The organism is Streptomyces sclerotialus (genome assembly GCF_040907265.1).
GTDB classification, from domain to species: Bacteria; Actinomycetota; Actinomycetes; order Streptomycetales; family Streptomycetaceae; genus Streptomyces; species Streptomyces sclerotialus.
This window is the reverse complement of sequence record NZ_JBFOHP010000002.1, coordinates 2,562,945-2,576,630: the sequence shown is the minus strand read 5'-3', so window position 1 is coordinate 2,576,630 and position 13,686 is coordinate 2,562,945. Positions and strand designations below refer to the sequence as shown.

Here is a 13,686-nt window from a genome sequence, read left to right as displayed (position 1 = left end):
TGACCGGCAGCACGGCACCCCGCGGCGGGGTGCCGGTCGCGTCAGGCCCCGCCGCGGCGGCCAAGAAGAAGGAGTCCGCACAGCGTCATACCGCGTACACTAACCACAGCTCAGCTCCTCAGACAACCTGAGAGGTAAGGACCTCGTGACTCTCGGTGCGCTCCGCCCCAGCCCCCTGGTCGAACAGGCCACCCAGCACCTACGCGATCAGATCACCGGAGGCGACTGGCCGGTCGGCACCAAGATCCCCGGCGAGACCACCCTCGCCAAGACCCTCGGCGTGGGCCGCTCCACTGTGCGGGAAGCCCTGCGCGCCCTCGCCGGGGCCGGCCTGGTCCAGGCCCGCCAGGGCGCCGGCGTCTTCGTCGTCGCCACCGAGCCGCAGGAGGACTGGGCCGGCCAACTGCGCAGGTCAGCCGTGACCGACGCCTACGAAGTCCGCATGCTGATCGAGGTCGAGGCCGCACAGCTGGCCGCGGAACGCCGCACCGACGCCGACCTCACCGCCCTCCACGCGGCCCTGGACCGCCGCCGCGCGGCCGCAACCGGCAGCGACGCCGAATTCGTCGACGCCGACATCGCCCTGCACCACGCCGTCGTCGCCGCGGCCCACAACCCCGTACTCACCGCCCTCTTCGGCGAGTTCGTCCCCGTACTCCGCCAGCGCCTGATCGACCTCGTGGAACTCCTCGACCTCCGCTCCGCCGACCCCAACCACGGCGACGCCGGCCACGCCGCCCTCGTCGACGCCGTCGCCACAGGCAACGCCGCCGCAGCCGGCCACGCCCTGCGCGAAGAACTCCAGCAGACCCTCACCCGCCTCCAGTCCCTCTGAGCCCGCCCTCAGCCGTTCCGACAACGCCCTCCCGACAACGCCCGAGGGCCACCACCCCGGCTGCGGGGTGACGGCCCTCGGCGAGAAGAGCAGGTGCTCTTTAGATGTCGAAGTACAGCTGGGAAACGCTTCTGACCTGCTCGGACGTGTGACCCACGACGAGCTCGGTGCACAAGCGGTGCACTGGAGGAGCGTCAGACGGAATCGCTACGCCTCTTGTGACTTCGGCGGTGTGCCTTGCGGTACTTGCCAGCGACTCGTCGCTGCCGTACGGCCGTCCCGGCGGTACGGCGGCGGTGCTCCAGGACGGCGATCCACCATGCCAATCGGTCACGGGACTCATCTGGGATGAGCATTCGCAGGGCCCGGAGACAGAAGAAGACCACGCTAGTGAATGCGACGACCAGGCATGCTGCCCACCAAGGCATGCCGGTGCCAAAGGCCCCAAGGATCTCGATCACGACGCGAGTGCTTTCTCTCGGTAGCTCATAGAGACGAATGGCGTGCGGCCGACTAGGAACGTCGCGAGCGAAGGCGGAGCGTAGCGTTGCCGAGCGTGATGGCGAGATGGTCGGGTGCCGACACCGTCCTGGCCCCGGGAATGCCGATGACCGGATCAGTCAATGAAGCGGCCAGGTCGTCTGGATAGGGGTATGAGTCCCATCGCAGCTCCCAGCTGTCACCGGTCCCTTGAAGCTGCCGGTCTTCACCGAGACTGCGGGGATTGCCGAGCCAGCCTGAGCGCTGCAGGGGGTCGTAGAACCAGTTGCCGATTGCCCACCTGCGGTGAGGGTCTCGTGCTGAGATGCGGCAGAAGACGCCGGCCAGCAGGCACTGTGCGTACTCAGTCATGGGAGGCACGCTGGCAAGCTGTTCGCGTTCGCCGGGAGTGAGCGGAGCGTCCACGGTGAAGAAATCGACGTAGGACTTCCTTCGTGCGCCGGCAGGCTTCCCTGACGGATTGTCCGTGACTACGAACTGAGCGTCGGTGGGCAGATGCCGCATGATGTAGGTCCCGTACCCGCGGTGCTCCTCAACCCGCAGACCCGGCAACCCGCCTACCCCGTTCGGCTCCGGCAGCAGGTAGTCGACCACGTTGTGGGGCACGTCAGTGATGAGCACCATGCGATGGAACCGTGGGGACGCCGTGATGGTGTACGCGGAGAGGGCAGCCATGCGCCACCCTGCGGGAGTGCTGTAGTCATACCCGCGGTTCAGCAATCCGAGTGCGAGCAGTGCACGTAGCTCTCGTTGCCCTGCGATACACACATCTAGCCCGATGGAGTGGTCGCGGGCGATGCCTGCTTTGGCTGCGTCGAACTTCTCGCCGGTGTATAGCAAACGAGTACGGGCCGCCATGTTTCGCTGGCTTTCGGGCATGCTTCACCTCACACCGCTGCCCGGTCAGCGAATCAGAGCCACATACCTTGTGAAACCACGCGTCGTTTGCTGCGTCGCGGAGTAGGTGCTCCACACCCTGCACAGCTTCCGTGAGTACCGGGCTCACATACTTCTGCTGGCAACCGGGCCTCCGCGGACCGGCATCTGGCCGCACTGTACCCGATGTCTGTCCACCTCTGCGTCGAGTTACAGGAAAGCCTTAGCACAAGCGGGGCGTGCGTTCGCCTCCGCCACTGGCCCGCCTGAGGGGGGCGGGCAGCGCCGTTGTGGGTTTGCGACGCAGCGTTCGACGCAGAAGCGGATAGCGAGGGAGAGGCAGCCGTCGCCGCCTGGCAGTGGTCTCCCATCGGCGGCGCTCTTTCTCAGCCAGAGGTGCCGCCGACGGCCTGCGCTTGGGACCTAGGGAGATCACACTGGTGGCATGGAGCAGTTCCTGTTGGTGATGCTTGGTGCGATCGTGTCCTTCATTGCGAGCTATTTCGCGCATCGCTGGGAGGCTAAGCGAGCCAAGAGCGAGCGTCTGGAAGGGAGGCAGGACGCTGCTGTGGCGGCGCTATCGGAAGCGTTTGTGCGGATTGAGTGCCACCTGCGCAGCATGCCCTGGGAGCCAGATCCGCCCCCGAAGACAGGACCGGACGTGATCAGGGAGGAGGTGCGAGAGGAGTACTACCTACAGGCGCGGGAGTGGGGAACGGTTCTGAATGACTCGCTGGGCCCTGCCAAGATCGCAGCCTATGTCGTCCGAAATGACGAGCTGCGCGAACGCCTCCTCCGCACACTTGAGCTTTTGGAGAACTGGGAGGAGATAGATAGGTGCACGCCGATCCGCCGGCAGTGGACATTCCAGGCCGTGACCGAACATGCCGTTGAGTGCATGGGTGCCTGGCGACGTGGTGATCCCATCCCAAGAGAGACCGGCGCCTTCACTGTGGCCTGGAAGGAGTGGGAGCGAAGCAACCAGTCTGAGATGAGACGAATGCTCAGGGCTAGACTGAGGAACCCCGATGGTTTGGGTCCCAGGTCCGAAGCCAGCGACGAATGACCAGTCAAGCTAGGGCCGACTGACACGGCAGCGCCGTGGGCCGCGCCTTCCGAGGGTGGAAGAACTTGACCCACGGCCCACAGGCGACACAGGAGAGCGAAAAAAGCGTTCTGACCTGCTCGGACGCGTGTTCCACGGCCGGTCCATTGTACAAGCGGTGCACATCGCGGGGGAGAAACGACGGGCTGGCGTTTCGAACAGCCCTCGGCGGCACATCCTGTCCCTCATGACTGACACACCAAAGGAACAGCTCGATGGTTTCGTACGCGCCATCAACGATCTCCACATAGCCACCGTGCCTGCTCAGGACGCTCGCGCGGTGTCCGAAGCTGCTGCCAACCTCCACTCAGGCAGCGGCTACCTGAACGCCCCGATGGAGGTCCTTGAAGCGTTCTCGCGAGCCATCGAGATCGGTTACGCGGCTGCTCTCCAGGACGTCCGTCGAGGCAAGTTCGACATAGATATCCAGGAGTGGCGGTGGATCTGCTCGAAGGCGAGTGAGGCGGGTGGGACCTCTTCAGGCGGCTAGGCGGTAGCGTCGGCCGATCGCCTTGCGGGCCTTCTCGACCGCACCCGTCACACGGTGGACGTAGCGGTGGAGGGTAAACGCAGGGTCCTCGTGGCCGAGGAGGTCGGCGAGCGTGTAGACGTCGACGCCCTCGTTGATCGCCTCGGAGGCGAAGAGGTGCCGTAGTGAGTGCATCATCTTGTCCCGGCACTCTTGCCACTTGCGGCCCCTTCCGACGGGCTTGTCGTTGAGGGCTGCTATCGCGCCGATTGCCTCCAGGGCGCCCTTCCAGAGGTAGTTGAAGTAGTTCTTGTTCAGTGGCTTCCGCTCGCGCGTGGTGAACACGAGGCGGACGGTGATCGGCTCGGCGCCCTTCTCCAGCCAGGGAAGTGAGACTTCGACCGGCGGATGCTTACGCATGTGCTCGGTGAGCAACGCCGCCAGCTCGTCGCTGAGCGGCACGAACCGATCCTTCGGGTCGTCCTCTGTGCCGCCCTTCGGGGGAGCGAAGACGAGCGTGCCGCGATCGTGGGCGATCTGACGGCGTATGTGGACGACCTTGTTCTTCTGCAGCCAGTTGACGTCCTCGGGGCTGAACCCGAAGATCTCGCCCTGCCGCATGCCCAGTCCTCGGCCGCAGTCGACTGTGGCCTGGTAACGCTCGGGCAAGTGCGGCCGTAGGGCATCCGTCTGCTCCCACGACAGCGGTACATCCTTCGCCGTCTTCTTTGACCGCCGGGGCTTCACCCGCTTCACCGAGCCTGTTTCACAAGGATTCTTGGCGATCAGGTCGTCGTCCACGGCCATGGCCAGGATCGAAGATAGGTGTGTGAAGACGAGGCCCACGGTCGTCTCGTCGAGTACCTGCAGCCGGTGCTTGATCCAGGTCTGCACGGTGGACGACTTGACCTGGCGCAGCTTGAGCGCCCCGAGCGGTTCGATGATGTGGTTGCGTACGCGTGACTCGTACTGGGCGTACGTCCGGGGATTGTCGAAGATCTGGTTCTCCAGCCACTGCTCGGCCACCGACTTGAGCTGGGCCTCGCCCTTCCTCGGATCGATGTACGTTCCGTCGTCGACGCCGCTCCGCATCTTGGTGAGGTGTTGCCGGGCGTCCTCGAACCGGTCGAAGCTCTCGCTTTGCTGGTTCCCTTCCGGGTCACGCCACCGGGCCAGCCAGCGCTTTCCGCGCCCGTGTTCGCCGGAGGGTACTTTGCCGTGGTTCTTGCACTTCTCCTCGCCGGGCTGCGGCCGCTTCTTATGCCAGCGGTCGTACGGCTCAGCCAAGGAGGGCCTCCTGTACAGCTGCGGAGCGGGAGGTGACGCTGAGATCCGTCCACTGGGGCAGAAGGGCAGCCGGGGGTATGCCGAGGGCGGCGGCGATGGTGACGAGGTCGTCGATGTCGCAACGGCGGCGGGTGCGCTCGGTGCGACTGAGGGCGATGTTGGTCAGTGGCCGACCCAGTGCGGTGCAGCGTTCGGCGAGCTGGTGCTGGGAGAGCCCACGCGCCAGGCGCAGGCTCTCGATGGTGCGGGCGGCCTGGATTCCGGCAGGGCCTATTTCGATGGGTCGTGTTGCCATGACAGAAAGCTGTAACTCGAATTACCGGGCCGTGGCAAGCGATGGCTCTGAAACTTTCCATAACTCGCATCCGACGGGTAAAGCGAGATGCGGGATGAGCGATTCAGTGAAGCCGGAATTTTGTGCTATGGTCCCGCGCCGCCACTGCGGCGACAGGCATCGCCGCTCGTCACAGCACCCTCCTGGCCTCGTGGTTCTTTCTGGGAGGGTTGATCGGTTCCGCCCGGACCTTCCGGTGGTAATCGGTCAGATGGAACTCTGATTTTTGGCGATGAAGATCAACAGGGGATTTGCTTTTACGGTGACAGCCCAGTCGGCGATGTGCCGTTTGGTGGGGCCGTGAAAGCTCTGCACAATGCCGCTGGATGCGGCAGGAAAACTGTGGTCATCATGTCCAGCCCCCTATCCCTGTTGAAGGAGACCCATGCCCCGAAACTCTCGCCCCGTAATCGCCGCCGGCAGCACGAGCCGCACCCCGCTGGCCACGCCGGAGGAGGTCGCCGCCTACCTCGGTGTGCCGGTGAAGACCCTCTATCAGTGGCGGCACCGCCGTACGGGCCCGAACACCCTCAAGGTCGGCCGCCACCTGCGCTACCGCTGGCCGGAGGTGGACGAATGGCTCGCAGCCCAGGCCACGTACGACCTCACGGCCTGACCGGCACCGAAACAGTGCGGCCCCCGGCGCGCCAACGCCGAGGGCCGGCTCCCCAACTCGCTGCCCTTTCCTGAACAAACGAACCGGTGAGAGGCGGGGCTTCGCCCGCCCTGCCTCTCACCAGAGAGGAACATCCATGGGCGACTCTACGTCCCCCGCTGCTTCGAACACATCCTCCAAGGTCGTGTGGCCGCAGGTCGCGGTCCCCGGTCAGGGCATTCCCGGGCGCCGTCCGGACAAGTTCGACATACAGTCCCCTGTAGTGCGGACCACGGGCCAACCGGACCACGGCGTTGGTCCGCAGCCACCCGAGGGCGCGGACCGATCCGCCGACGAGGCGCGGACCACGCTACCGACTCCGTTCCAGACCGCCGCAGGAGCAGAAAAGAAGCAGGTCAGCGACGCGCGGACCGGACCACGGGCCGCGGACCACACCGGCCCCGGCGGACCAGATCGCCTCCCGAGTGCGGACCAGGGCTCTGGTCTCGGTCCGCTGGTTCCGGATGCGGACATCGATCCTCACGACGCGAGCGGTGCACCAGAAGACTGCGATGGTGACCGTGGTTCCCACCAGCCACTGCGGACCAGCGGCCCTGCGGCGGAGACCGCGCAGCACGGAACCGTGGCCGCCCCTGACGCCGGGCAGGAGGACGGAGGCCACGACGGTGCCGGCGTCGAGGCGACCGGTGACGGGGCCACACTGCTGGACGAGTTGCGGTCGGCGATCGGCCGGTACGTGGTGGCGCCGAGCGAGGAGGCACTGACCGCGGTCACCCTGTGGGTGGCGGCCTCCCACATTCAGCCCGCCCTGCAGCACGCGCCCCGCCTCGCGGTGGTCGCGGCGACCAAGGGGGCCGGCAAGTCCCGCGTCCTGGACGTGCTCCACGAGACCGTCCACCAGCCGATGATGACCGTGAACACCTCCCCGGCGGTGGTCTTCAGGGTCATCGGCAAGAACCCGCCCACGCTGCTGGTGGACGAGGCCGACACCATCTTCGGCCCCAAGGCGGGTGACAAGGAGGACCTGCGTGGCCTGCTGAACGCCGGGCACCAGCGCAACCGGCCCGCCTGGCGCATCTCCGGACCAGAGCACAAGCCCACCCCGTATCCGACCTTCGCCATGGCCGCGATCGCGGGGATCGGCGACCTGCCGGACACGATCATGGACCGGACGGTCGTGCTCCGGATGCAGAAGCGCAAGCCCGGCGAGAAGATCACCCCGTTCCGCTCGCGCTACGCCAAGCCTGAACTCAACGCGCTGCGCGACAAGCTGGCCGCCTGGCTGGGGCCGCTGCGCGGGACGGCCGCCCGTATGGTGCCGAGGATGCCGGTCGAAGACCGGGCCGCGGACACCTGGGAGCCGTTGGTCATCGTCGCTGACCTGGCCGGTGGTCACTGGCCGGACAAGGCCCGCGCGGCCTGCCTCATGATGACCCGGTACGAGGCCGTCCAGGACGAGCAGAGCAGCCTGAAGACGCGACTGCTGCGTGACATCCACCGCATCTTCGCCGAGAACCAGGACCCTGAGGTCCTGGCCACGCAGGATCTGGTTGTTGCTCTGATCCAAGATGTGGATGGCCCGTGGGCGGAGTATGGCACCAAGGGCCTGAACGCCTACCACCTGGGCAACCTGCTGCGGGATTTCGGCATCAGCTCGGCCAATTACCGGTTCACCAAGAACAAGCAGGCCAAGGCATACATGCGCAACCGCTTCCTCGACGCCTGGGCCCGCCACTGCCCCGATCTCACTGAGACCGCGCCCGAACCGGCACACGGCGCCGCGCCCGCGCGCTCGGTGGTACACACGCTGCCGCCCGTCGGACCTCCAGGGGAATTTCCCGGCCCCGAGCGCGCCCGCTGACCCCAGCCTGAGTCCGTATCACTGCGTCGCATCCGTCCCCGCGCAGGTCAGCGCGGGGACGGATCGCCTTTCCGGGACGCATCTCTCCGTACCTGCCCGTGTGTCCGTACCTGTGCTGACCAGCCCTGCGACGGATGCAACGGATGTGACATCACCCGCGCACACGCCACCGGAGCACCGCCATGTACGACAACAGCACCAACGACGCCGCCCCCTCGCGCCGCCGCAGGGGATGGTTCGGCCTGGGCCGACGAACAGCAGCAAGCTGGAGCGAACGAGCCTCTAACGAGGCTTCGTCCGCGCTTGCCCCCGCCCCTGGTGTGGCGGAGGAGGAGGCCGGGCGCCAGCGGACGCCCGAGCCAGGGGAGGGGGTGGCCGAGCCCAACGCTGTCCCTTCCGACGCTGTTCCTCCCGACACGGTGCCTGACGAGCCGCCCGCCGACACCGCGCCGCCTGTCGAGCACCCTTCGTGGCGCGAGCCCGACGCCCCGACCCTGCCCGCGCTGATGAACCGCAAGCGCACCACCGAGAAGCGCGACCAGGACAAGACCATCCGCTTCACTCCCACTGCGGTCCGCATCATCGCCGCGGAGGCTACGCGGCGCGGTCAGAAGTTCGCTGGGTTCGTTGGCGACGCCGCACTCGCCGTCGCCCTCGGCCAGACCACCCTGACCGGCAGCCCGGAAGACGACCCGGCCCGCCCCCTGGTGGAGGCCGTCGAGGCGCACGTCACCGCGCTCAACCGCATCGGCAACAACCTCAACCAGATCACCATGGCCATCAACAGCGGAACCATCCCCGACCACGCCGAGGCTGTACTCGACCACGTAGACCAGGCCGTCGAGCACAGCTATCAGCTGATGGACAAGCTCATGGAGGAAGGTGCCGCATATGGTGCCTGATGTCTCCACCGGCTCCGACACCCGCGGCCTGATCAAGTACCTGTTCGGCAAGGGGCGGTGCGAGGAACACACCGACCCGCACATCGTGGCCGCCTGGGACATGGCCGGCGCCCCCGACCCCGGCCGTGACCCGCGTGCCACCTTCAGCCTGCTCGCCAAGCGCCTCGACCACCACGTCGACCTGCGCCCACGCGAACTCGGTGCCAAGCCACCCAAGCACGTGTGGCACTGCCCGGTACGCACCGCGCCCGGTGACCGCTACCTGACCGACGCCGAGTGGGCCGAGGTTGCCCGCCGCGTCGTCGCCACCACCGGCATCGCCCCCGAGGGAGACGCCAAGGCATGCCGGTGGATCGCCGTGCGGCACGCGGATGACCACATTCACATCCTGGCCACTACCGTCCGCGCCGACGGCCGCCGCCCGCGTACGAATCGGGACGGTTGGCGGGCCCAGAAGGAGTGCCGGAAGATCGAGACCGAGTATGGCCTACGCCGCCTCAAGTCCGGCGACCTGACCGCCCCCAAGACGCCCACCGGGGCGGAGCGAGCCAAGGCCGAGCGGCAAGGCCAGGAGGTGACCGCGCGGGAGTGGCTGCGGGAACGCGCGTACGCGGTTGCCGCCGCTGTCCAGAGCACCGACGACTACTTCACCGTCCTTACCTCGCTCGGCATCCAGGTCAGGCCGCGCATCAGCGCCAAGAACGGCGAGATAGACGGCTACAGTCTGGCTGCCCCCGGCGACACCGTCTTCTTCGGCGGCTCCAAACTCGCCCCCGACCTGTCCTACAAGCGCCTGGCTGAACGCCTCCCCAGCCAGAAGATTGCTGACCCTCCGCAACCGGCGGCGGACCCGGCCGACCCGTGGCGTCGCACCGAATCAGCCGTCCGCGCAGCCCGCACCGTGCTCGAAACGGGTGACGCCGCTACCGCCCAGGGCCACCTGGACGCCTTCGCCGACACCCTGCACAACCTGGCCCGCGTCACACCGCCCGGCACGCACCGAGCCGAACTGCAAGTGGCGGCACAGGCGTTCAACCGGGCCCGCCGCTCGGCAATCCGAGCCGACCACCAGGCCGCTACTGAGCTTCGCCAAGCCGCCAAGGAACTCGTCTATGCTCCCGACGTTCCGGGCGGAGTCGCCATCGCTCTCGTATTCACTGCCCTGCACCTGGCCCGTGCCGCCGCCCAGTGGCACGAGCAGCGCGGCCACGAGCAGCAGGCCGCTGCCGCCGAAGAAGCGTTCCGCCACTTGCAGGAGGGTTACCGCCAAGCCGCCGAGCCCGCCCTGGCAGACCTCGCCCAACGTGTCCCGCGCCCCCAGACCACCCAGCGCTTTGAGGCCACCGTGCGTCAGACCCTCCCCGACCACTCTGACCGCATCATTACCGACCCCGCCTGGCCCGCCCTGGCCACCACCCTTGCCATGACCGAAAGCGCCGGCCACAACGCCCACCGCCTCCTCGCCGAGGTGGCCGCCCGCCGGGAACTCGACACGGCTGAACGCCCCGCCGAAGTCCTCAACTGGCGCATCACCGTCCAACCCAACAAGCGCGCACAGGCAGCACAGAAACGAAGTGCCTTCCGCGGCACTTCGCCCATGCCGATCGCACTGCGACCTCCGGCCACAGCGGTAAACACAAGGCCCGATGAACGTGGTCGCCATCGATAGCGGTACCTTCAATCGGTATCGCTGAGTCCGACCTGATGCCCTCGCCGCTACGAGCGGGGAGGGCATCAGCGCTTCCTGGCGAATTTCTGTCACGCGGCTTCGGCGCCGTGCGGCGCGTCCGCCGCGCCGGTCCGTGCGCTTCGCAGCTGCGCCGCCCACGTCGTGACCTGGGTGACGTGTTCGAGGAGCAGCCCGACATGAGGGTCAGGCTGCACCAGGAGGGTCGTCAGGCCGCCAGCGGTGCGTTCTGCGGCCCAGGTGTGGTCGAGGCCGGTGAAGTCGTCGTCGATCCAGGCGACCGGTGCGTCGCCGAGCCAGCCGTCTACGTAGTCGCGTTTCCACAGGTAGCCGTTGGGGTGGCTGGTCGTGATCTGTGGGCGGGGAAGGTCGACGTACGGGAGGGGCGGGAGGCCGAGCAAGGGCCCGATCATGGTGGCGGCGTCCTGGCGCCAGCTCGTGCACCAGACCGGCGCGAAGATTCCAGTACGGATGAGGTCCAGAAGCATGGGGCCGTGGGCTGGGTTGAGCCAGACCGTGACGGGCTGGTCAGGGTTCCGGCCGGTCGGGAGGACGTCGTGGCGGTCGTGGGTTGCCGGGGTGGTCCCCTCCGAGGAGGGGAAGGGGACCAGGACGCCGTCGATGTCCATGAGTAAGTAGGGCAGGCGCATCGGTACCTCCGGGTAGGTGGGTGAGGCGTGTGGGTCAGTCCTTGCGTGCGGTGATGAGGAGCGTGGTTGGGCAGGAGCCGCTGCGGGAGCCGTAGAACTCCTGAGCCGCGGTGAGCCGCAGACCAGCGCGGTCCAGGTGGACGGCCCAGCGGTCGGTGTCGAACTCCCAGCGGGCGATCGGCAGGCGGGAGCCATCAGGTACCGCGACGTAGTCCCGGAGCGGCCGGTCATCGAGGGAGGGGCGTCGCCCTCCCCGGGCGGGGTGCGGTACGGAGAAGGCCAGGATGCGGCCTGGGCGTAGACGGTCTGCGATGGCGGGCAGCAGGAGCTTGGGGTCGACGAGTCCGACGGCACCGAAGACCGAGTAGATCGCGTCGTACGGCTCGTCGGTGGCTTGCAGATAGTGGAGCGCGTGGCCGGCGGTGAAGGTGACGCCGGCCAGGCGCCCGTAATGGGATCGGGCACGACGGACCTGGAGGCCGACGAGGTCCACACCGGTAGCTATGGCCGCTCGGCGGGCGGCGAGGTAGGCGACGTTGTGGCCGGGGCCGCAGCCCAGTTCTAGGATCCGCATGCGCCGCAGGTCCGTGCCGAGGATTTCCGAGCCGGGGCCGAGCCCCGGTCGGGTGGTCCATTCCATGCGGCGGGGGATGGGCAGGGGCTGGGCGGGTTTGTGCTGGGTGCGCTGGGGGGCGTGGGCGTGCCAGGGGGAGGCTTGGGCCAGCATCTAGACCGCCAGGAGCTGGAGGGTGTCGGTGAGGTGGCGGCGGACAACCTTGATGTAAGCGGGGTCGGTGGCCGGGTCGTTGATCCAGCGGATGGACTGCTCCATGAACCATTCGATGGCCCACATCCGGTGCCATCCCAGCGCCCATGCCTCCGCCGACAGCCCACCGCGTCGGGCCAGGGCGTCGGGAGTTCCGCCCTGGGCCGTGTACGTTTCCAGCAAGGCGCGCAGGCGTGCGGGGTCGGGGCTGCCGATGGTGCCGTGCCAGCTGGCGAGGTCGAGCAGGCCAGGGCCGGTGAAGGCGCGGGCGAAGTCCAGCAGCCGCCAGCCGTGGTGGCCGAGGTGGAGGCTGGTGGGATGGAACTCGGAGTGCACCCAGCCGAAGGGGGCGATGGCGGCGCCCTCTGCCCGCGTGTCGGCGGCCTTGGCGATCTGCCCCAAGCCGGTTTCGATGTCGTCAGTGTCCTGCCAGCGCCCGGCCTCGCGAAGGCACCCGAGATGCTCCAGGGCGCGAAGAGGTAGTTCTCGAAGCCCCTTCTCATCCAGCGTCGTCAGCGCGTGGGCCGGCTCTGCTCCGTGCAGGGCGACCGCGGCAACGGCGCCGTCGAGGCTGTCGGCCTCACGGACCGGCTCGCCGAGGTCTTCCAGCAGCATGCCGAGCCAGCCTTCACGTACGGCCGAGGCGTGGACCTGCGGCACGGGTACACCGCAGGTGTGGGCCAGGCGAAGGGCCTGGTCCTCGCGGTCGAACGGTCGCTGGGCGTACTTGAAGATGGCCGTACTGCTGTCGGGAAAGGTCAGCCGTTCGACGCCGGACATCGACCACACCCGTACTTTCTCCCGCTCCGGTGTGGGCTGGGTGGTGACGGTGCACAGGTCGGTGAGCAGTTCGGCGATCAAGGTCTCGTCCATGGGCGGTGCTCCGGTCGGTGAGGTGAGCTGGTGGCGTCCGGGGCGGGCGAATGCGGCCGGCCCGCCCCGGAGCCGTACAGGTGCCGCGAGAGCGGTTACGCGGCCGAGGTCACGCGGTGGGCGTAGACCCGTTCGATCCACCCGGCCTTGAAGGCGGCCAAGTCCTCGCGGAAGGTGGCCATCGAGGCACCGTAGGGCGCGACGACGCCACCGGACTGGTCAGGCACGGACTGGCAGCCGTGCACCAGCCGCCCGCCGAGCGCGGCATGCGCCTTGATGGACTCGATCCGGCGGTGCTCGTTGAACCAGCCTCCGTGGTAGACCTCGTCGAGCAGGCCGCCCATCGCCTCGTCGAGGTCGAAGACGACGGAAGTGGCGGCCGGGAAGAACCAGCACGGGCCGACATTGGAGATGCGCCCGTCCAGCTCCACCTTGTTCAGCGCCATCAGTGTTGCGGCCTCGCGCAGCATCCGCAGATGCGCCGCGGTGATCTGCGGCAGGCCCAGGCCCGCCAGGTGCTCCTCGCGAAAGAGGTAGGCGTACACCTCGTACGCGGTGGCCAGCACACGGGCCGGGTCCGAGGTGGACTCGGCGTGCTCCTTGATGAACTCCAGCGCCAGCTGCTCGACCGCGCTCTCCGCGGTCTCCTCGACGGGCAGCAGCCGGGTCTTGACCAGCTCCCAGTCGGCGACGAGCCAGCTCGCGGACTCGAATCGGAAGAAGTACTCGGCCGGGTCGATGGTGATGCGCCGGCCCTCGACCTGGATGCCGGACAGGCGGCTCCAGCGCGGATCGAACGCCTCGGGCAGCTCGACCGTGAAGGCCGCGGTGTTGATGGTGGTCACCGTGTCTCCGTCTCTCATCAGACGGGCCGGGGCATAGGAATGCCCGGGCCCATGGCGGTGTACGGAACTGCGGGAGCCG

Annotated in this window: 14 protein-coding genes; 7 read left to right on the top strand and 7 right to left on the bottom strand. The window is 67.8% G+C overall.

All coding sequences use genetic code 11. The features are described 5' to 3' along the window. Positions 1-145: 145 nt before the first annotated feature. Complete coding sequence (locus AAC944_RS11465; protein WP_030617725.1) at positions 146-835, top strand: FadR/GntR family transcriptional regulator; 690 nt, start codon at positions 146-148, stop codon at positions 833-835. Positions 836-1,348: 513 nt separating this feature from the next. Here AAC944_RS11465 and AAC944_RS11460 read toward each other — a convergent pair. Then, positions 1,349-2,215: a hypothetical protein gene (locus tag AAC944_RS11460; protein WP_030617722.1), complete on the bottom strand. Its 867-nt coding sequence runs from the start codon at positions 2,213-2,215 to the stop codon at positions 1,349-1,351. Positions 2,216-2,657: 442 nt separating this feature from the next. On the opposite strand from AAC944_RS11460, the gene AAC944_RS11455 reads away from it, so the two are divergent. Beyond that, a complete protein-coding gene (locus AAC944_RS11455) occupies positions 2,658-3,278 on the top strand; it encodes a hypothetical protein (protein WP_030617720.1) in 621 nt (206 codons plus the stop codon). 226 nt (positions 3,279-3,504) lie between these two features. Then, positions 3,505-3,807, top strand: a complete 303-nt coding sequence (locus AAC944_RS11450) for a hypothetical protein (RefSeq protein WP_196943088.1) — start codon at positions 3,505-3,507, stop codon at positions 3,805-3,807. Here the strand turns inward: AAC944_RS11450 and AAC944_RS11445 are convergent. After that, entirely contained in the window at positions 3,796-5,073 is a 1,278-nt protein-coding gene (locus AAC944_RS11445) for a tyrosine-type recombinase/integrase (protein ID WP_030617712.1), read from the bottom strand. The genes AAC944_RS11450 and AAC944_RS11445 overlap by 12 nt on opposite strands. Beyond that, positions 5,066-5,368: a helix-turn-helix domain-containing protein gene (locus AAC944_RS11440; protein ID WP_030617709.1), complete on the bottom strand. Its 303-nt coding sequence runs from the start codon at positions 5,366-5,368 to the stop codon at positions 5,066-5,068. The genes AAC944_RS11445 and AAC944_RS11440 overlap by 8 nt, the downstream gene beginning before the upstream one ends. Positions 5,369-5,792: 424 nt before the next feature. Here AAC944_RS11440 and AAC944_RS11435 point away from each other — a divergent pair, with 424 nt between their 5' ends. From AAC944_RS11435 to AAC944_RS11420, 4 genes are all read left to right on the top strand, one after another. Then, positions 5,793-6,023, top strand: a complete 231-nt coding sequence (locus AAC944_RS11435) for a helix-turn-helix transcriptional regulator (RefSeq protein ID WP_030617707.1) — start codon at positions 5,793-5,795, stop codon at positions 6,021-6,023. A gap of 712 nt (positions 6,024-6,735) precedes the next feature. Then, entirely contained in the window at positions 6,736-7,884 is a 1,149-nt protein-coding gene (locus tag AAC944_RS11430; protein ID WP_037772644.1) for a DUF3631 domain-containing protein, read from the top strand. Positions 7,885-8,204: 320 nt separating this feature from the next. Next, positions 8,205-8,786 carry a MobC family plasmid mobilization relaxosome protein gene (locus AAC944_RS11425; RefSeq protein ID WP_030617701.1) on the top strand — a complete coding sequence of 194 codons (582 nt, stop codon included), beginning with the start codon at positions 8,205-8,207 and terminating at the stop codon, positions 8,784-8,786. Further along, on the top strand, positions 8,776-10,455 hold the full coding sequence (locus tag AAC944_RS11420; protein ID WP_030617698.1) for a relaxase/mobilization nuclease domain-containing protein: 1,680 nt from the start codon (positions 8,776-8,778) through the stop codon (positions 10,453-10,455). The genes AAC944_RS11425 and AAC944_RS11420 overlap by 11 nt, the downstream gene beginning before the upstream one ends. A gap of 89 nt (positions 10,456-10,544) precedes the next feature. Here the strand turns inward: AAC944_RS11420 and AAC944_RS11415 are convergent, their stop codons facing one another. The 4 genes from AAC944_RS11415 to AAC944_RS11400 all read right to left on the bottom strand — a co-directional run bounded on the left by AAC944_RS11415 (position 10,545) and on the right by AAC944_RS11400 (position 13,607). Then, the gene (locus AAC944_RS11415; RefSeq protein ID WP_030617696.1) at positions 10,545-11,123 is read right to left on the bottom strand and encodes an HAD domain-containing protein; all 579 of its coding nucleotides are present in this window, start codon (positions 11,121-11,123) and stop codon (positions 10,545-10,547) included. A 34-nt stretch (positions 11,124-11,157) separates the two neighbouring features. Next, entirely contained in the window at positions 11,158-11,850 is a 693-nt protein-coding gene (locus AAC944_RS11410) for a class I SAM-dependent methyltransferase (protein ID WP_030617693.1), read from the bottom strand. Further along, complete coding sequence (locus AAC944_RS11405) at positions 11,851-12,762, bottom strand: phosphotransferase family protein (protein ID WP_030617690.1); 912 nt, start codon at positions 12,760-12,762, stop codon at positions 11,851-11,853. It abuts the gene before it with no gap. Between the two features lie 95 nt (positions 12,763-12,857). Next, on the bottom strand, positions 12,858-13,607 hold the full coding sequence (locus tag AAC944_RS11400) for a hypothetical protein (protein ID WP_030617687.1): 750 nt from the start codon (positions 13,605-13,607) through the stop codon (positions 12,858-12,860). Between the last annotated feature and the right edge of the window lie 79 nt (positions 13,608-13,686).